General features: G+C 72.9%; 16 protein-coding genes. 8 read left to right on the forward strand and 8 right to left on the reverse strand.

Annotated elements, in window-relative coordinates; translation table 11 throughout:
* The first annotated feature begins 72 nt into the window (after positions 1–72).
* Complete coding sequence (bcp, locus tag I8920_RS10000; RefSeq protein ID WP_198656215.1) at positions 73–543, forward strand: thioredoxin-dependent thiol peroxidase; 471 nt, start codon at positions 73–75, stop codon at positions 541–543.
* A gap of 78 nt (positions 544–621) precedes the next feature.
* Here the strand turns inward: bcp and I8920_RS10005 are convergent, their stop codons facing one another.
* The gene (locus I8920_RS10005; RefSeq protein ID WP_198656216.1) at positions 622–1053 is read right to left on the reverse strand and encodes a hypothetical protein; all 432 of its coding nucleotides are present in this window, start codon (positions 1051–1053) and stop codon (positions 622–624) included.
* A 260-nt stretch (positions 1054–1313) separates the two neighbouring features.
* Between I8920_RS10005 and I8920_RS10010 the strand changes: the two genes are divergently transcribed.
* Positions 1314–1562 (forward strand): WhiB family transcriptional regulator, encoded by a 249-nt coding sequence (locus tag I8920_RS10010; protein WP_022904217.1) that lies wholly within the window; start codon positions 1314–1316, stop codon positions 1560–1562.
* A gap of 65 nt (positions 1563–1627) precedes the next feature.
* On the opposite strand, the gene I8920_RS10015 is transcribed toward I8920_RS10010, so the two are convergent.
* On the reverse strand, positions 1628–3127 hold the full coding sequence (locus tag I8920_RS10015) for a sensor histidine kinase (RefSeq protein ID WP_198656217.1): 1500 nt from the start codon (positions 3125–3127) through the stop codon (positions 1628–1630).
* Between the two features lie 119 nt (positions 3128–3246).
* On the opposite strand from I8920_RS10015, the gene I8920_RS10020 reads away from it, so the two are divergent.
* On the forward strand, positions 3247–3762 hold the full coding sequence (locus I8920_RS10020) for an Rv3235 family protein (RefSeq protein ID WP_198656218.1): 516 nt from the start codon (positions 3247–3249) through the stop codon (positions 3760–3762).
* Positions 3763–3831: 69 nt separating this feature from the next.
* Here the strand turns inward: I8920_RS10020 and secA are convergent, their stop codons facing one another.
* The 6 genes from secA to mtrA all read right to left on the reverse strand — a co-directional run bounded on the left by secA (position 3832) and on the right by mtrA (position 12603).
* The gene (gene secA / locus I8920_RS10025; RefSeq protein ID WP_198656219.1) at positions 3832–6615 is read right to left on the reverse strand and encodes a preprotein translocase subunit SecA; all 2784 of its coding nucleotides are present in this window, start codon (positions 6613–6615) and stop codon (positions 3832–3834) included.
* 179 nt (positions 6616–6794) lie between these two features.
* Positions 6795–7493, reverse strand: a complete 699-nt coding sequence (gene hpf, locus I8920_RS10030; RefSeq protein WP_198656220.1) for a ribosome hibernation-promoting factor, HPF/YfiA family — start codon at positions 7491–7493, stop codon at positions 6795–6797.
* 160 nt (positions 7494–7653) lie between these two features.
* Complete coding sequence (locus tag I8920_RS10035; RefSeq protein WP_198656221.1) at positions 7654–8442, reverse strand: ComF family protein; 789 nt, start codon at positions 8440–8442, stop codon at positions 7654–7656.
* A gap of 95 nt (positions 8443–8537) precedes the next feature.
* Entirely contained in the window at positions 8538–10226 is a 1689-nt protein-coding gene (locus I8920_RS10040) for a GerMN domain-containing protein (RefSeq protein WP_198656222.1), read from the reverse strand.
* Positions 10226–11923, reverse strand: coding sequence for an MtrAB system histidine kinase MtrB (mtrB, locus tag I8920_RS10045; RefSeq protein WP_198656223.1), 1698 nt, complete (start codon positions 11921–11923; stop codon positions 10226–10228). The genes I8920_RS10040 and mtrB overlap by 1 nt, the downstream gene beginning before the upstream one ends.
* Before the next feature lie 5 nt (positions 11924–11928).
* Positions 11929–12603 (reverse strand): MtrAB system response regulator MtrA, encoded by a 675-nt coding sequence (gene mtrA, locus I8920_RS10050; protein ID WP_198656224.1) that lies wholly within the window; start codon positions 12601–12603, stop codon positions 11929–11931.
* A gap of 353 nt (positions 12604–12956) precedes the next feature.
* On the opposite strand from mtrA, the gene I8920_RS10055 reads away from it, so the two are divergent.
* Genes I8920_RS10055 through I8920_RS10075 form a run of 5 tightly spaced genes read left to right on the forward strand, consistent with a single transcriptional unit; the run spans position 12957 to position 18439 of the window.
* Positions 12957–14216, forward strand: a complete 1260-nt coding sequence (locus I8920_RS10055) for a glycerophosphoryl diester phosphodiesterase membrane domain-containing protein (RefSeq protein ID WP_198656225.1) — start codon at positions 12957–12959, stop codon at positions 14214–14216.
* Positions 14171–14854 (forward strand): DUF4129 domain-containing protein, encoded by a 684-nt coding sequence (locus tag I8920_RS10060; RefSeq protein WP_198656226.1) that lies wholly within the window; start codon positions 14171–14173, stop codon positions 14852–14854. Before I8920_RS10055 ends, I8920_RS10060 begins: the two co-directional genes overlap by 46 nt.
* Positions 14851–16074, forward strand: coding sequence for a DUF4350 domain-containing protein (locus I8920_RS10065; RefSeq protein ID WP_198656227.1), 1224 nt, complete (start codon positions 14851–14853; stop codon positions 16072–16074). The genes I8920_RS10060 and I8920_RS10065 overlap by 4 nt, the downstream gene beginning before the upstream one ends.
* Before the next feature lie 5 nt (positions 16075–16079).
* Complete coding sequence (locus I8920_RS10070; RefSeq protein ID WP_225558874.1) at positions 16080–17087, forward strand: AAA family ATPase; 1008 nt, start codon at positions 16080–16082, stop codon at positions 17085–17087.
* The gene (locus I8920_RS10075) at positions 17087–18439 is read left to right on the forward strand and encodes a DUF58 domain-containing protein (RefSeq protein WP_198656228.1); all 1353 of its coding nucleotides are present in this window, start codon (positions 17087–17089) and stop codon (positions 18437–18439) included. Before I8920_RS10070 ends, I8920_RS10075 begins: the two co-directional genes overlap by 1 nt.
* The last annotated feature ends 11 nt before the right edge of the window (positions 18440–18450 follow it).

Consider the following 18450-nt stretch of genomic DNA (forward strand, 5'->3'; position numbering starts at 1 on the left):
CGGGAATCAACAATAGCATGGGTTTCGCGTGCCCACGACCACTCGTCGGCACACGACGCGAACAGGAGCACCATGACCGACCGTCTCGCCGCCGGCGACACCGCCCCCGACTTCACGCTGCCCGACCAGGACGGTGTCGAGCACGCCCTCGCCGACCTGCGCGGCCGGAAGGTGATCGTGTACTTCTACCCGGCGGCGTCCACCCCCGGGTGCACCACCGAGGCGTGCGACTTCCGCGACAACATGTCGTCGCTGCAGGCGGCCGGCTACGAGGTGCTCGGCATCTCGAAGGACGAGCCCGCGAAGCTCAAGACGTTCCAGCACGAGCAGGCGCTGACCTTCCCACTGCTGAGCGACCCCGACCTGACGGTGCACCAGGCCTACGCGGCGTGGGGCGAGAAGAACAACTACGGGAAGATCGTCACCGGCACCATCCGCTCCACGATCGTCGTCGACGAGGACGGCACGGTGCAGCTGCCGCTCTACAACGTCAAGGCCACCGGCCACGTGGCGAGCCTGCGGAAGAAGCTCGGCCTGGTCTGAGGACCGGCCACGCACTGGAGGCCCGGCACCGGTTCCGAGAACCGGCACCGGGCCTCCAGGGCGTCCGGACCGGACCGATCACTCCACCGGGCGCGCGAGCGCGGCCGTCACCGAGCGCGACAGCACGAGGGTGATCCCGAGCAGCGCCGGGATGAGCAGCACCCAACCGACCGCGGCCACCCGGAAGACGCCCTGGAACGCACCGATCGCGACGGCGCCCTGCAGGACCTGCCAGACGATGATCCCGGAGCGCACCCACGACCGCCCCCTCCACAGGCCGTTCAGCAGCGCGCCGAGCCACAGGGCCGCGATCGCCGCGAGGACGGTCAGCGCGATGGCCGAGGCGATACTCGTGGCCGGCGCGACGACGAGCTCGACGACCAGGACGACGGTCACCACCACGAGGGCGAGGAACTCGAGCCCCACCACGACGAGCAGTCCCAGCATCGCCGGCGTGCGGCGTGCGGCGGGGGCGGAGGCGTCCGTGTCGTTCGGGGTGTCGTCGTGCACAGTGATCCTCCAGGATTGCAACCCTTGATTTGGCCCTACCAGTATGGAACGATATTGGAGGTCGTTTGGACGGCACGATGTGGTGTGCGTCTCCCGTGGTTCATCGCTCCTCCCCCGAGCGTCGCGCGGGCGTCAGACTCGCTTCCTGCGGACTCCTCCCCACAGTTGTCCCCGTCATGCCGCATGCATGTCAGCGTTCCGATCCCCCGAACCACGGCCCCGGCCTGCCGTTCGAGCATCGACATCAAGGAGCACCACACATGGACTGGCGTGACCAGGCAGCCTGCCTCACCGCGGACCCCGAGCTCTTCTTCCCCGTCGGGAACACCGGGCCCGCCGTCGACCAGATCGAGAAGGCCAAGTCGGTGTGTGCACGCTGCACCGTCACCGAGATGTGCCTGCAGTACGCCCTCGAGAACAACCAGGACTCCGGTGTCTGGGGTGGCCTCAGCGAGGACGAGCGTCGTGCGCTGAAGCGTCGCGCCGCCCGCGCCCGCCGCGCCTCCTGACCGAGGTCGTCCGACACCACGACGCCCGCCGTCCCTCCGGGGACGGCGGGCGTCGTCGTTCGCGGCTACGCGGCGGCGGTGAGCCAGCGGAACGGGATCGAGATCGTGACCTCGGTGCCGCTGCCCGTCAGGGTGTGCCAGTCGATCGTGCCGCCGAGTTCGCCCTGGATCAGGGTGCGGACGATCTGCGTGCCGAGGCCTGACCCGACCTTGCCCTCTGGCAGCCCGACGCCGTTGTCACGGACCTCGATCTCCAGGTGGTCGTCGAAGCGGCGGGCGACGATCTCGACCTCACCGTCGCGGCCGTCCAACCCGTGCTCGACCGCGTTCGTGACGAGCTCGGTCAGGCCGAGGGCGAGCGGCGTCGCGGCCTCGGAGGGCAGGACCCCGAACTCGCCGGTCTTCTTCGGCTGCACCGTCGTGTTGTGCGACGCGGCGACCTCGGTGACCAGCTTGAGCACCGAGTCGAAGACCTCGTCGAAGTCGACCGTCTGGCTGAGTCCGCTGGACAGGGTGTCGTGCACCACGGCGATCGCGGCGACGCGGCGCATCGCGTTCTGCAGCGCGGTCCGGGCTTCGTCGGAGTGCGTGCGGCGGGCCTGGATGCGCAACAGTGAGGCCACCGTCTGCAGGTTGTTCTTCACCCGGTGGTGGATCTCACGGATCGTGGCGTCCTTGGTGATGAGCTCGCGCTCCTGGTGCCGCAGCTCGGTGACGTCGCGGCAGAGCACGATCGCGCCGATGCGCTCCCCGTGGTCGCGCAGCGGGATCGAGCGCAGGGACACGGTGACGCCCTTCGCCTCGACGTCGGCGCGCCACGGTGCCCGCCCGGTGACCACGAGGGGCAGGGACTCGTCGACGTCGAGCTGCGCGCCGATGAGCTCGGTCGTGACCTCGGCGAGGGACTTGCGCTCGAGCTCGCCCTCGAAGCCCATCCGGTTGAAGGCGCTCAGGCCGTTGGGGCTCGCGAACGTCACGGTACCGGCGGTGTCGAGCCGCAGCAGGCCGTCGCTGGCGCGCGGGGCCCCACGACGCGGGCCGGCCGGGGCGCCGAGGTCGGGGAAGTCACCGGTGGCGATCATGCCGAACAGGTCGTTCGCACTCGCCGTGAAGTTGAGCTCCTGGCGACTCGGGGTCCGCATCTCGTCCTGGTTGGAGTGCCGCGTCACGACCGCGATGGGCCGCTCGGTCGTCTCGGTGCTCTTCGCGCTCAGTCGGCGCAGCACCGGGATCGCCCGGACGCGGGTCGGGGTGTCCTCGTACCAGTCCGGCTCGGCGGAGTCGACGACGCGCGCTCCCGCGAAGCTCTCGGTGACCTGGCCGCGCCACTCCTCGCGGAGCTCCTGCCCGACGATGTCGCGGTAGAAGAGCGTCGCCGCGGAGCTCGGTCGGGCGTGGGCGACCGCGACGAACGAGCCGTCCTCGGCGGTCGGGACCCAGAGCACCATGTCAGCGAAGGACAGGTCGGCGAGGAGCTGCCAGTCCCCCACGAGCAGGTGGAGCCACTCGACGTCTGCTTCGGAGGAACGGCCTTGCGCGAGGACGAGGTCACTGAGGGTCGACACCACGCCAGTCTAGGTCCGGCGCCTTGTGGACAATGCCGCCCTCTCCACAGGCTGACACCCGTCCGTATTCTGCATGTCGTACACATCATACGCTCAAGCCACCGACGGAAGGGGCAGGGGTGGCAGAGCAGGCACGCCGGATCGAGGACACGGCGACGACACGTCCACCGCGGCTCGTCGCGGTGGAGCCGGAACGACCGCACGAGCACGAGTCGGACGGACCGGACCGACGCGACGGGTCGATCGCAGCCGTCGGAGCCGCCACGGCCCCGTCGGCTCCCCCGGACCCCGCCGACCCGGGTGACCCCGCGGCCACGGCCCGCGCGCTCGGCCTCTGCATCGCCGAGGTGCTCACCGGCGCCCGCGAGGTCGACAGCATCGCCCGCTGGATCACCGACGACGTGCACCGACACCTGCAGCAGCGTGCGGCGCTCGCGGCCCGGGCCCGCAGCACGGCCCGTCGGTCCCGCGGCCGACCCGTGCTCCGCGTCGGCAGCGTGGTCGTCTGCCGACCCGCCCGGGGCGTGGCCGAGGCGACGGTCGTCGTGCACACCCGCAGCCACGCCCGCGCGGTCGCCATCCGGCTCGAGGAACGGCACGGCAGGTGGCGGGCAACCGCCGTCGGCGTGCTCTAGCGGTGCCCCCGGACGGACGGGAGGCACGGGACCAGCTGGTCCCGTGCCTCCCGTCCGGCGGTGCCGACGCTAGTTCTTCTTGGCGGCCTGCCGACGCTCGGCCCGGTTGCCGGCCGCGGCGGCCTGACCGGACGCGGTGGCGGCGTTGCCGAAGGCGGAGCCCTGCTCGGGCGCCGCTGCTGCCTCGGCCTCGGCCTGCGCGCGCTGCGCGCGGGCGGTCGCTGCCTGCTCGAGGCGGCCGCGCTCGTCACGGACCTCGACCTCGCCGTCGATGGACGGCGCCGAGTACTCGAGGCCGGAGACCTCGTCCTCGCCGAGGCCCTTGGCCTCGATGACCGCGTTCTCGCCGTCGGACTGCACCTGCACCTCGAGGTTGAACAGGTAGCCCACGGACTCCTCGCGGATCTGCCCCATCATCGTCTGGAACAGGGCGTAGCCCTCGCGCTGGTACTCGACCAGCGGGTCGCGCTGCGCCATCGCCCGGAGGCCGATGCCGTCCTTGAGGTAGTCCATCTCGTACAGGTGGTCGCGCCAGCGGCGGTCGATCACCGAGAGCACGACACGACGCTCGAGCTCGCGCATCGCCTCGTCACCGAGGAGCTCCTCGCGCTGCTGGTACGCCAGCTTGGCGTCGGAGAGGATCTCGCGGGCGAGGAAGTCGCGCGACGCCTTGCCCTTCGAGCCGGCCTCGGTGATGACCTCGTCGATCGAGATCGAGATCGGGTAGAGCGTGCCGAGCTCGGTCCACATGGCGTCGAGGTCCCAGTCGTCGGGCGAGCCCTCGCCGGTGTGGGAGTCGATGACGTCGTCGATGACGGCCTTGAGGAACGACTGCGCGCGGTCGTGCAGGTCGTCGCCCTCGAGGATGTGGCGTCGGTCGCTGTAGATCGCCTCGCGCTGCCGGTTCAGGACGTCGTCGTACTTCAGGACGTTCTTGCGGATCTCGGCGTTGCGGCCCTCGACCTGCGCCTGGGCGGAGCGGATCGCGCGGCCGACGAGCTTGTTCTCGATCGCCAGGTCGTCCGGCACGTTCGAGCGGCCCATCAGGCTCTCGGCGGCGCCGGAGTTGAACAGGCGCATGAGGTCGTCGGTCAGCGACAGGTAGAACCGGCTCTCGCCCGGGTCGCCCTGACGGCCGGACCGTCCACGCAGCTGGTTGTCGATGCGGCGGGACTCGTGGCGCTCGGTGCCGAGGACGTAGAGGCCGCCGGCCTCGCGGACCTTGTCGCCCTCTTCCTCGACGGTCTTCTTGACCTCGGCGAAGACGTCGTCCCACGCGGCCTCGTACTCGTCCGGCGTCTCCGTCGGGGACAGGCCCTTGGCGTGCATCTCCTGCACGGCGAGGAACTCCGAGTTGCCGCCGAGCATGATGTCGGTACCGCGGCCGGCCATGTTCGTCGCGACGGTCACGGCGCCGAGGCGACCGGCCTGCGCGACGATCGCGGCCTCACGCGCGTGGTTCTTCGCGTTGAGGACCTCGTGCTTGACGCCCTTCTTGGCGAGGAGCTTCGACAGGTACTCGGACTTCTCGACGCTCGTGGTGCCGACCAGGACGGGCTGGCCCTTCTCGTGGCGCTCCGCGATGTCCTCGGCGACCTGCTCGAACTTCGCCTTCTCGTTCTTGTAGACGAGGTCGGTCTGGTCGATGCGCTGCATCGGCTTGTTCGTCGGGATCGGGACCACGCCGAGCTTGTACGTCGACATGAACTCGGCCGCCTCGGTCTCGGCGGTACCGGTCATGCCGGAGAGCTTCTGGTACAGGCGGAAGTAGTTCTGCAGCGTGACGGTCGCCAGGGTCTGGTTCTCGGCCTTGACCTCGACGCCCTCCTTGGCCTCGATCGCCTGGTGGATGCCCTCGTTGTAGCGGCGTCCCATCAGGATGCGGCCGGTGTGCTCGTCGACGATGAGCACCTCGCCGTTCATCACGACGTAGTCCTTGTCGCGCTTGAACAGGGCGACGGCCTTGATCGAGTTGTTCAGGAACGAGATGAGCGGGGTGTTCGCCGACTCGTACAGGTTGTCGATGCCGAGGTAGTCCTCGACCTTCTCGATGCCGGGCTCGAGCACGCCGACGGTGCGCTTCTTCTCGTCGACCTCGTAGTCCTCGCCCGGGGTGAGGCGCTTGGCGATCGAGGCGAACTCGGTGAACCAGCGGTTGGCCTCGCCCGAGGACGGGCCGGAGATGATGAGCGGCGTGCGGGCCTCGTCGATGAGGATCGAGTCGACCTCGTCCACCACGGCGAAGAAGTGGCCGCGCTGCACCATGTCCGACGCCTGCCACGCCATGTTGTCGCGCAGGTAGTCGAAGCCGAACTCGTTGTTCGTGCCGTACGTGATGTCGGCGGCGTACTGCTCGCGACGCTCGGCCGGGGTCTGGTTCGCGATGATGCAGCCGGTCGTCATGCCGAGGGCGCGGAAGACGCGGCCCATGATCTCGGACTGGTACGACGCCAGGTAGTCGTTCACCGTGATGACGTGCACGCCGCGCGACGGGATCGCGTTGAGGTAGGCGGCGGTCGTCGCGACGAGGGTCTTGCCCTCACCGGTCTTCATCTCGGCGATGTTGCCGAGGTGCAGCGCCGCGCCGCCCATGAGCTGCACGTCGAAGTGCCGCATGCCGAGCGTGCGCTTCGCCGCCTCGCGCACGGCCGCGAACGCCTCGGGCAGGAGGTCGTCGAGGGTCTCGCCGTTGGCGTACCGCTCGCGGAGCTCCTTGGTCTCGTCGTGGAGTTCCTCGTCGGTGAGGCTCGAGAAGTCGTCCTCGAGGTCGTTGATCGCCGAGGCGTACGCCTTCAGCCGACGGAGGGTTCGTCCTTCGCCGATGCGGAGGACCTTCTCCAGCACGTTTGCCACGTGAGCTCCTTACGAGGTCGTCGCGCGCGACCTGCGCGCCCGATCGACCAGTCATGCTAGCAACCCGCGACCACCGCCGCGCTGTGAGGAGCGCCACTGCCCGATCGGGGGCGGAACGGGTGCGCGCGGCCCGAGGACGGGCCGCGCACACGGTCGCGGAACGGATCCGCGGCGAGGGGTCAGGCGATCGCGCTGACGGGTGCCTCGTCCGCGGGGGCCCGGTCGGCGGACACCTCGTCGAGGCCGATCACGCCGTAGTCCCAGCCCTTGCGGCGGTACACGACGCTCGGACGACGGGTCTCGGCGTCGAGGAACAGGTAGAAGTCGTGCCCGACGAGCTCCATGTGGTACAGCGCGTCGTCGACGGTCATCGGGGCGGCCTCGAACACCTTCTGCCGGATGACGACGGGGCTGTAGACCTCGCTCTCGTCGTCCTCGCGCTGGTCGTCGACCACCGGCACGGCGCCGGTCGCGACGTCCTCGATGAGCTTGCCGTCGGCGGGTACGACGCCCATGCCGTCGAAGGCGTTGCCGGCGGCCTCGGCGACGGAGGTGGGGCGGTGCCGGCCGTGGTGCACCTTGCGGCGGTCGCGTGCGCGACGCAGGCGCTCCGTGATCCGCGCGAAGGCGAGGTCGAACGCGGCGTACTTGTCCGACGCCGCGGACTCCGCCCGGACCAGCGGCCCCGGACCGATCAGCGTGAGTTCCACGCGGTCCTCGCCCTGGCTGCCGCCCGACTTCTCGTTGTGGCGGCTGATGCGCACCTCGAAGGCGAGGGCGCGGTCGGCGAGCACGTCGATCTTCTCGGACTTCTGCTCGACGTAGGTGCGGAAACGGTCGGTGACCCCGACGTTCCGGCCCGTGATCGTCACGTCCATGTGGCGGCTCCCATCCAGTGTCGGCGCGTCGCCTCCGTCCGGCGACCCGAACGCCTTGCCGCGAGGCTAGACCCGTCGACTGCCCGGCGTCACGGCACCACGGCGAGTCCGCCGGACACCCACCGGACGCACAGTCGACACCGGGCGTTCATCGAGACGGTCAGTCGTCGACGCTCGCCACGGCGACGCAGCGGACCACCCGACCCCCGGCGGCCCGCACGGCACGGACGCCCTCGGCCATGGTGACGCCGGTCGTCACGACGTCGTCGACCAGGACGACGTCGCGGCCGGCCACCCCCACGGCCCGGAGCGTCCCGACCGTGGCGGCGACGCGTTCCACCGCCGTGCGCTCCTTCTGCCCGGCGCCCGCCCGGTGCACGTGCCCCAGGCCGGGGCCGGCGCCCCCGGCCCCGGCCCCGGCCCCGGCCCCGGCCCCGGCCGCAGGGTCGGTCGCGCCGCGTCGCACGCGGTGGAGCGCCCGCGTCCGGCGCACACCACCCCGGGCGAGCAGGAGCACCACCGGGTCGAACCCCCGCCGCCGCGACCCGGACCGCGACGGCGGCACGCGGAGCACGACCGCGTCGTCAGGGGCGGCCTGGAGCGCTGCCCGGACGAGTGCACCGAACCGGGTGCCGAGCGGCCGGGCGACGTCGACCCGACCGCGCAGCTTCAGCTCGAGGAGCAGCGTGCGGACGAGCCCCTCGTACGCGAAGGCCGCGTCGAGCCGGACCCCGGCGACGAGTCGCACCCGTCCGGGCCGGGCGGCGAGGGCACGCCGGCACCTCGGGCAGAGCGCCCGGTCGGGCTTCCCGCACCCCAGGCACGCGACCGGCAGGAACAGCCCGAGCACCGCGAGCGCGGCGTCGCGCCACGGCGTCGGCGGCTCGGGCGACGGGCCCGTGGGCGGTGAGGTGGTGGGCGGTGGGGTCGCAGGCAGGTCCGGTGGCACGGCCACCAGCGTGGTGCCGCACCGGCGGCGGCGGTGGGCCGGCCTGTCGGACGGTGGACGGGCCTCCCGGCCGTCCCGGCGGTGGAGGGATGCCGTCAGCGCTGGACGCCGAGCACGTCGGCGGTGACGAGCGTCGTGTCCCACGCGCCGCCGGTCGACTGCAGCACCGACCCGTCCGACATGCGGAGGAGCAGTGCGCCACCCCCGCCGCCGCTGATCGCGGTCGCGCGCCCGTCCGGTCGGGGCAGCGTGCTCGACTTGCCCCCGATCGTCGTCCGCACCACGTTCGGACCGGCGGCGGTCTGCCCCACCGACGCCACGTCGGTGTCGTCGACCCAGGTCGCTCCGACCGCGTTGCCGGTCGCCGCCTGCACGCGCACCGCCGGGCCGAGCGCGGTCGGGGCGCGGTCGGACCCGCGGATGACGGCCATCACGTACAGGCCCGGACCGTCGCCGGTCTCGATGAGCGCCAGTGCCCTGGTGGAGTCGCGCGACAGCTGGAACGACACAAGGTCGCCGCGCGGCAGCGAGGTCGCGACCTGGTGCGGGTCACCGCCCAGCCCGTACGCCGTCACCCGGCGCGTGTCGGACCGCTGGCCCACCCAGACGAAGCCGAGGTCGTCCAGGGTGGGTGCGACCAGGTCCTCGCGGGCGTCCACGCGCAGGCGGTCGTCGCCGCGCACCACGACGGCACCGTCCCGGTTGCCGACCGCGGCGGTGGTGCCGGACGCCGACAGGGCGATGGAGGTCGGGTCGAGCCGGGCGATCGCGTCGCCGACACCGCTGCCGAGCTCGGCCACGTCACCCGTCCCCGTCGCGGCGTAGCCGACCGTGCCGTCGTCCTCGACCAGGGGGCGCGGGTCGACGTCGGGGTTGACCTGCGCGTCCGCGCCGCCGGTGTCGGGCAGCGCCACGGTCGTGCCCTCGAACGTCATCGTCACCGACGAGATCGTGGCGACCGAGGCGAGCGACTTGCTCATCTGCTCCCGCATCCGCACCTTGTCGACGGTGCTCGCGCGCAGGGCGTCGCTGGACAGGTCGACGAGCGCGGTGCCGCTGTCGATCGTCACGGCGTTGAGCGAGAGCTGCGTGCCCTCCGGGAACGACGAGACGACGGCGCCCTTCAGCCAGTCCGCGGGGCCGGCGAGCAGGGCGCTGGCGATGCGCGTGCTCGTCGAGGACCGCGCGAGGAACCAGCGCTGGTCCGGCACGAGGAACCGGTAGGTGGGGTCGTAGAAGTAGAGTGCGTGCGGCTGGAAGACCGACGCGAAGCTCACCGGCGACAGGATGATCCCGTCGGGGGCGTACGCGATGCGCCACTCGCCGTCCTCGCGGACGAACTGGAACGTCAGCGTCGACGAGGTCGGCCGGACCGCCTGGGTGTACTCCCCCTCGGCGTCGACCGTGGCGCTCGCGGTGAGGGTGTACGTGAGCTCGCGGTCGTCGGCGCGCTCGACCGTGCCGCTGCCGTCGCGGATCGTGACGCCCTGCCGCGGGTTCCACTGCTCGGCGAAGCCGGACGCCAGGAACTGCCGGGCGATGGCGTAGTTGTCCTGCGCGCCGGTCGCCGCGGCGACGAACCCGCGCAGGATGGCGGTCTGGTCGGCACCGGTGATCGGCTTGGCCGGCCGGAAGTCGACGCCGGACAGCGACTCGTCCTTGATGGTCTGTCCGGTGCGCACGCCGCCGTCGACCGGGATGGCGGCGCAGGCGGTGAGGGCGAGCACGCCGAGCGCGGCCAGGGCTGCGGCGAGGACACGGCGGAACCGGGGACGGGATCGCATCAGGACTCCTCTCGCACGGCGCGCGGCCCGTCGTACGACTCGTCGAGCTCGGGCAGCGGGATCGCCGAGGTGGCGGTGGTGCCGTGTTCGTTGCGGGGCAGGGTGAGGACGAAGGTCGAGCCCTCGCCCGGCCGCGACCACACGTCGATGCGGCCGCCGTGCAGCTTCGCGTCGCCGAGGCTGATGGCGAGCCCGAGCCCGGTGCCGCCGATCGTGCGCTTGCGGCTCGGGTCGGCACGCCAGAACCGGTCGAACACCCGGGCGGCGTCCTCCGGGGGCATGCCGACGCCGTGGTCGCGCACCGCGATGGCCACGGTCCTGGCGTCGCTGTCCACGACCACCTGCACGGGCCGGGCGTCACCGTGCTCGACGGCGTTGCCGACCAGGTTGCGCAGGATGCGGCGCACCCGCTTGGCGTCGAGCCGCATCGTGGTGTGGCCACCGGGCGTGACGAGCTGGAGCTCGACGCCGGCGCGCTCGGCGAGGGGCCGGAACTCGTCGACGATGTCGGCGGCGAGCGCTGCCGGCACCACGGGTTCGGTGTCGAGCTGCACGGCCTGGGCGTCGTAGCGGGAGATCTCGAGCAGGTCGGCCAGCAGGAGCTCGAACCGCTCCACCTGGGCGTGCAGCAGTTCGGCGGACCGGCCGACCGCGGGTTCGAACGCGTGACGGGAGTCGTAGAGCACGTCGCCGGCGAGCCGGATGGTCGTGAGCGGGGTGCGCAGCTCGTGGGAGACGTCGGACACGAAGCGCTGCTGCACGCGGGACAGCTCGGCGAGCTGGGTGATCTGCCGGCTGACCGCCTCGGCCATCCCGTTGAAGCTGCGGGCGAGCGTCGCCAGGTCGTCCTGCCCGCGCACCGGGATGCGTTCGTCCAGCCGTCCGGCGGCGATCTTCCGGCTCGTCTCGGCCGCCCCGCGGATCGGCACGACCACCAACCGGACCACGAGCGACGTCACGAGGGCGATGAGCACCATGAGCGCGACGCCGCCGATCGACAGGGTCTGCGACACGAAGTCCAGGGTCTGCTGGGCGTCGGACAGGTCGTAGACCAGGTAGAGCTCGTACTGCCCGGCGCTCGGGATCTGCAGCGTCGAGCCGACCGCCAGGCCCGGGACACTGCGCCCGTCGTCGTCGAGCTCCACGGGCTGCAGGCTCAGCCGGCCGGTGTTCTTGCCGACCTCCTTGCGCAGCGCGTCGGTGATCACGGCGTCGGGGAAGTCCTGGCTCGCGATGGTCTGCAGCGTCTGCGGGGTCGACTGGCCCGGGCTGCGTTCGATCGCGATGCTCGTGCCGCCGGGGCTGGTGGTGTTCGACAGGATCGCCTGCTGCGCCTCGTTCTGCAGGGTCTCGAGCTCGGACTGGTTGTTGTCCTCGGCCGCGGTGGCGGCGTCGAAGATGCCCTGCGCGACGATGGTCGCCCGCGCCGACTCCGACTCGATCTGGTCGCGCCGCTGCGAGTAGACGTTGGTCGAGATGCTCACCATGACGGCGGTGCCGATGATCGCCACCGCGAGGCCCGTCGTCATCACCGTGATGGCGACCGAGCGGAACATGAGCGACCGCCGCCACAGGAACGCGATCGGTCGCCAGCCGCGCCGGAGCCACCGACGCATGCGCCGCCGGCCGCGGCCGACGACGCCGATCGAGACGGTGGCGGTGCTGGCCGCACGCGACGGGCGCGTCGAGGGCGGCACGGTGCTCAGGCTCCTCCGGCGCGGTACCCGACGCCGCGGACCGTGGTGACGGTCTTCGGGTTGTCGGGGTCGTGCTCGATCTTCGCGCGGAGCCGCTGCACGTGCACGTTCACCAGACGGGTGTCCGCCTTGTAGTGGTAGCCCCACACCTGTTCGAGCAGCATCTCGCGCGTGAACACCTGGTTCGGCTTCTCGGCGAGCGCGCGGAGCAGGTCGAACTCGAGCGGGGTGAGCGCGATGACGGTGTCGCCCCGCCGCACCTCGTGCCCGGCGACGTCGACCGTGACGTCGCCGACCTGCAGCACGCCGGAGTCGGTGGCGCTCGGACGCAGCCGGGTGCGGATGCGGGCGACGAGCTCCTTCGGGTTGAACGGCTTCACGACGTAGTCGTCGGCGCCGTTCTCCAGCCCGGCCACCACGTCGGCGGTGTCGCTCTTCGCGGTGAGCATGATGATCGGCGTGCCGCTCTCGGCGCGGATGCGCTTGCACACCTCGATGCCGTCGATGCCCGGGAGCATGACGTCGAGCAGGACGAGGTCCGGCTTCGTGGCGCGGAACGCGTCGACGGCGTCGTTGCCGTCGGCGCTGAACTCGGGTTCGTACCCCTCGGAGCGGAGCACGATGCCGATCATCTCGGCGAGGGCCTGGTCGTCGTCGACGACGAGGATGCGCGGTGTCATGTGGTGTGGACTCCGGGTGGCGGTGCGGGGTGCCGGGCGGCACGTGTCCCCACACGATAGCCGAGGCACCGTCAGGCCAGGTTTTCCGCCAGGATGGGGGTGGACCGCGCGCCGCTGGCACGGTCCGACACGACGAGGGGGCTGGAGTCATGTCCGATTGGCACACACCGGGTGCCGGGCAGCAGGGTGGGTCGACCCCACCCGCGTCCGGGTCCCGCACGGGGTACGGCTCCGGGTCGACGCAGGGACCGGGACCCCGGCCTGGAGGCCCGTCCGGCTCCTCCGTGCCGCCACCGCCCGCCCCGGGGCCGGGTCCGTCGGGTCCGGGCCGTCCGCCCCGCGGCCAGCGTCCGGTGATCCCCCTGCGCCCGCTCGGGCTCGGCGACGTGCTGGCCGGCGCGTTCACGGTCTTCCGCCGCAACGCCCGCGTCCTGCTGCTCTGGAGCGTGCTGCTCAGCGGCGTGCTCGGCCTGCTCTCGACGCTGGCCAGCACGTTCGGGCAGCGGGCGCTGCAGTCGCGGATGTTCTCCGCCCTCGACGGCGGCAGCGGTGCCGACTCGGTGCTCGCGGGCACGCTGACGCTCACGGCGCTGATCTCGGTCGTACTGCCGTTCCTCGCCTACCTCGGTCGCGGGTTCCTCGTGGCGCCGGTCGCCGCGGACACCGGGCAGCGGGTGCTCGGCCGGCGGGCGACGTTCCGCGGGCTGTGGGCGCTGCTCGCCGGTCGCCGGTGGTCCGTCGTGGCGTGGATGCTCGTGCAGGTCGGCGCCGGCGTCGTCATCGCGATCGTCGCGGGACTCGTGTTCTTCGGGGTGTTCGCCGCGATGGGTGCGGCCGACTCCGGGACCGGCTGGTTCGTGCTGGCGCTCGTGCTGTTCGTGCTCGGCCTGGTCGTCGTGGTCGTGTGGCTCAGTACGCGCTTCGTGTTCACCGTCCCGACGATCGCGCTCGAGGGCCGACCGGTCTTCGCCGCTGCCGCCCAGTCGTGGCGCCTGACCCGCGGGGCCTTCTGGCGGACCTTCGGCATCCTGCTGCTCGTGCAGGTGATGTTCGGGTTCGCGGCGTCCATCGCGTCGATCCCGCTGACCGTCGGATCGGTGTTCGTCGCCGGCACGTTCGACCCGCTCGGGCAGACGGACTCCGCGTCCGGGGCCGGGGCCGGAGCGGTCGTCGCGGTCGTGGTCGGCAGTCTGCTCGCGATCGCGGTGCAGTGCATCACGGACGTCCTGAGCGCGTCCGTCGTGACGTTCCTGGCGATCGACCGGCGGATCCGGACCGAGGCGCTCGACCAGCGGATCGCGTCGCACCTGGACTCGGGGCGGCCGACCGACCCGTTCGCACCGTCCGAGCCGGTCGCGCGCGCGCCGTGGCCGCCGCAGCAGTCGTGGGCCGGGCAGCAGTGGCAGGCGCAGCAGCAGTGGCCGCAGCAGCAGTGGAACGGCCAGGGCGGCCAGCAGTCGTGGAACGGGCAGCCGGGCCAGCCGCAGCAGCAGCCGTGGTACGGGCAGCCCGGCCAGCAGCAGCAGCCCTGGAACGGCCAGAGCGGCCGGCCCGGCCAGCAGCAGCCGTGGCAGCAGGGTTCCGGGCAGGCACCGCCGGACGGCACCGCGTGACCGCGGTCGACCCGGACGAGGCGCGCCGCCTGCTCGAACGCGAGCTCGACCGCTCCGCGTACGACGGTGCGGAGCCGACGTGGTGGGACCGTGCCTCGCGGGGCTTCCTCGACTGGCTCGGGTCGCTCCGCGCCGACGGTCTCGACTCCCCCGCTGCGGCCCGCACGGCCCTGGTGATCGCGATCGTCGTGCTCGTCGCGGTCGTCGTGCTCGTCGTCGTCGCCCGCGGACTCCCCCGCCGCCGGGCGCGGACCGGGGACGGCGACACCGGCGGGGTCTTCGACGCCGACGACCTGCGGTCGGCCAGTGAGCTGCTCGAGTCCGCGCAGGCCGCGGTCCGGCGTGCCGACTGGTCGGCGGCGGTGCTCGACGGCTTCCGTGCCGTCGCCCGGGGTCTCGGCGAACGCGACCTCGTGCCCGACGTGCCCGGTGCCACCGCCCGCACGATCGCGATCCGCGGCGCGGTGCCGTTCCCCGCTTCGGCGGAGGCCCTCGGCGACGCCGCCACGACCTTCGACGGCGTGCGGTACCTCGGTGCCGACGCCGACGAGGCCGCGGCCCGCCGCGTGCTCGACACCGAGCGCGCCGTCCGACAGGCCCGCCCCGCCCGTGCTGACAGCCCGGCGGTCCCGGCGTGACGGCCGACACCGCGAGCCGGGCGGTCGCTGCCCCGGCGTCCACCACTCGGGAGGGCCGCCGGCTGCGCGTCGGGTTCTGGGTCGCCATCGTGCTGGTCGGCATCGTCCTCGCCGCGCTGACCGCGGTCGTCCAGGGCACCGACCCGGCGGCCCCGCGCCCGCTCGACCCGACCTCGACGACGGCGAGCGGTTCGGCCGCCCTGGTACGGGTGCTCGAGCAGCGCGGCACCGCGGTCTCCGTGACGGACACCGCCGACGGGATCGACGGTGGCACGGTGTTCGTCGACGACTCCGACGGCGTGCTCGACGCCACCGTCGCGGAACGCATCGGCCGCACGGCCCGGCACGTGGTCGTCGTGTCGTCGGGCGGCGCCGGCCTCGAGGCGCTCGGACTCGACGTCGACCCGGCCGTACCCGTCGACGGCGACGACACCGTGTCGACCGCCTCGTGCGGGATCCCGGCGGCTGCCTCCGCGGAGCGGGTGTCGACCGGCGGGTGGGGCTACACCGTGCAGGACCCCGAGGCTGAGCGGTGTGCGCCGACCGGGAGCGGCGGGGCCACGGTGTGGGGGCTCGTGCGCACCACGACCCCGGGCGGCGACGTCACCCTGCTCGGCACCACCTCGGCACTGCGCAACGACACGATCCGGACCGCGGGCAACGCGGCACTCGCCCTCGGCCTGCTCGGCGACGACGACCGACTGACCTGGTACACCCCCGCCGTCGGCACCCCCGATGCCGCCCCGACCCTCGGCGAGCTCGCGCCGCCCTGGGTCCCGGGTGCGCTCGCCCTGCTCGCGCTCGTCGCCGTGGCGGCCGGCGTGTGGCGGGGCCGGCGCCTCGGCCCGCTCGTCGTCGAGCAGTTGCCCGTCGTCGTCCGCGCCGCCGAGACCACCGAGGGTCGCGCCCGGATGTACGCCCGCACCCGCGACCGCACCCACGCGCTGGACACGTTGCGCGTCGCCGCCGTCCGACGCACCGGCCGGCTGCTCGGCCTGCCGCGATCGGCCCACGTCGACGAGGTCGTGCGGTCGGCTGCGCAGGCCACCGGCATCCCGCACACCCGCGTCGGCGCCGTGCTCGTCGGCGGGACCACCGATGACGACCGCGCGCTCGTCGACGGCGCCGCAGCACTCGACGACCTCGAACGCGCTGTCCGGCGCGCCACCTCCGGCGACCGGACCACCCCGTACACCGACCGACCAGGAGCACGACCGTGACCGACATGCCCCCTGCCTCCCCCGAGCACGCCGCGACGGAGCACGACCCCGCGGGCCCCGACCGCAGCGACCTGCGCGACGCGTTCGGACGGGTCCGCTCCGAGGTCGCCAAGGCCGTCGTCGGCCAGGAGGGCGCGGTCTCCGGCATGATCGTCGGGCTCCTCGCGCAGGGCCACGTGCTGCTCGAGGGGGTGCCCGGCGTCGCGAAGACCCTGCTCGTCCGCAGCCTCGCGGCGTCGATGTCGCTCGACACCAAGCGCATCCAGTTCACCCCCGACCTGATGCCCGGCGACGTGACCGGCTCGCTCGTCTACGACGCGTCCACCGGCACGTTCCCGTTCCGCGAGGGCCCCGTCTTCACCAACGTGCTGCTGGCCGACGAGGTGAACCGCACGCCCCCGAAGACCCAGTCGGCGCTCCTCGAGGCCATGGAGGAACGGCAGGTCAGCGTCGACGGTGACGCCCGTCCGCTGCCCGACCCCTTCTTCGTCGCCGCGACCATGAACCCGATCGAGTTCGAGGGCACGTACACGCTGCCCGAGGCGCAGCTCGACCGGTTCCTCATGAAGCTGACGCTCGACGTCCCGCCGCGCGACGTCGAGTGGCAGGTGCTCCGACGTCACGCCGACGGGTTCGTGCCGCGTGACGTGCGATCGGCCGGCATCACGCCGGTGGTCGGCGTCGACGAGGTCGTCCGCGCGCAGCGGGCCGTCCGTGCCGTCGGGGCGCGCGACGACGTGCTCGCCTACATCGTCGACCTGGCCCGTGCCACCCGCGAAGCGCCGTCCGTGCGCGTCGGGGTCAGTCCCCGTGGCGCGACGGCCCTGCTCGCGGCGGCCAAGGCCTGGGCCTGGCTCACCGGCTACGACGCGATCACCCCGGACCACGTGCAGGCGATGGCGCTGCCGGTCTGGCGGCACCGTCTGCGGGTCGCCGCGGACGCCGAGCTCGAGGGCGTCGGTGCCGACGGCCTGCTCCAGCAGGTGCTCGAGCAGGTGCGGGTGCCGATCTAGTGGCGGTCTCCGGCCGGTTCGTCGCGCTCCTCGCCGTCGCGATCGTGCCCACCGTGCTGCTCGCCAGCGCGTGGGCCGGGCTCGCGTGGGTCGGCGTGGTGCTGCTCGCGGCGACGCTCGACGTCCTGCTCGCCGCCGACCTGCGACAGGTCCGGGTGGAGCGTCGGATGCCGCGGCTCGCACGACGCGACAGCACCGCGGACGGCACCCTCGTGCTCGCGAACGACGGGTCCCGCACGGTGCGCGGTGTGGTGCGCGACATGTGGGAGCCCTCGGCGGGCCACCGCCCCCGTCGCCTCCGCATGCAGGTCCCCGGTGGTGAGCGCCGCACGGCCCGGATGCGCTTCACCCCGTTCCGCCGCGGTCGCCGCCGCACCACCGGGGTCGCCGTCCGGTCGTTCGGTCCCCTCGGCCTCGCCGCACGCCAGCGCGTGGTCGCGGCACCCGGCGAACTCGTCGTGACGCCGCCGTTCCGCTCCCGTCGGCACCTGCCCTCACGGCTCGCACGGCTGCGCGAACTCGACGGCGAGACGACCCTGCAGCTGCGCGGCCACGGCACGGAGTTCGACTCGCTGCGTGACTACGTGCGCGGCGACGACGTGCGCTCGATCGACTGGCGGGCGACAGCCCGGCGACAGGACCTGGTCGTCCGCACGTGGCGACCGGAACGCGACCGACGGGTCGTCGTCGTGGTGGACGCCGGGCGCGCCGGTGCGGGCCGGGTCGGTGACGAGCCGCGCCTGGACACGTTCATCGAGTCGGCGCTGCTCCTCGGCGCCCTCGCGGCGGCCGCGGGCGACCGGGTCGACCTGGTGGTCCTCGACGACACGGCGCACGACCGCGTGCACGGAGCCACCCGCGCCGACGTCGTGCAGCGCTTCGGCGAGGCGCTGGCGATGGCCGAACCGGGGCTCGCGGCGACCGACTGGGCGACGGTCCCGGCGCTCGTCGATTCGATCACGACGTCGCGCGCCCTGGTCGTGCTCGCGTCGAGCCTCGACTCGGTCGGTGCGTCGGGCGACCTGCTCGCCGTGCTCCCCCGGCTGGCGCGGCGGCACGCCGTCGTCGTGACGAGCGTCGAGGACCCGGCCGTGCAGCGGATGGCGCGCGGCGGGGTGGACGAGACCACGGCGATCCGCACGTCGCGGGGCGGACGGGTGCCGGGCCTCCCCACCGGCGCGGAGCGCGACGTGTACCGGCGGGCGGCCGCCGAACGCACGCTGCTCGACGCGGACGGCGCGGCCGACGTCGCGCGGCGCTCCGGCGCCGAGGTCGTCCGTGGGACCCCTGCCGACGTCCCCCCGCTCGTCGCCGACGCCTACATCCGGGCGAAGGCCAGCGGTCGACTCTGACGCCGACCGGT

This window comes from Curtobacterium sp. YC1, from assembly GCF_016267665.1.
GTDB lineage: Bacteria > Actinomycetota > Actinomycetes > Actinomycetales > Microbacteriaceae > Curtobacterium.

What these genes read in the sequence shown, in the direction of transcription:
- bcp (WP_198656215.1), top strand. Translation starts at nt 73, where the DNA reads ATGACCGACCGTCTCGCCGCCGGCGACACCGCCCCCGACTTCACGCTG.
- I8920_RS10010 (WP_022904217.1), top strand. Translation starts at nt 1,314, where the DNA reads ATGGACTGGCGTGACCAGGCAGCCTGCCTCACCGCGGACCCCGAGCTC.
- hpf (WP_198656220.1), bottom strand. Translation starts at nt 7,493, where the DNA reads ATGGACGTGACGATCACGGGCCGGAACGTCGGGGTCACCGACCGTTTC.
- I8920_RS10040 (WP_198656222.1), bottom strand. Translation starts at nt 10,226, where the DNA reads ATGCGATCCCGTCCCCGGTTCCGCCGTGTCCTCGCCGCAGCCCTGGCC.
- mtrA (WP_198656224.1), bottom strand. Translation starts at nt 12,603, where the DNA reads ATGACACCGCGCATCCTCGTCGTCGACGACGACCAGGCCCTCGCCGAG.
- I8920_RS10070 (WP_225558874.1), top strand. Translation starts at nt 16,080, where the DNA reads ATGCCCCCTGCCTCCCCCGAGCACGCCGCGACGGAGCACGACCCCGCG.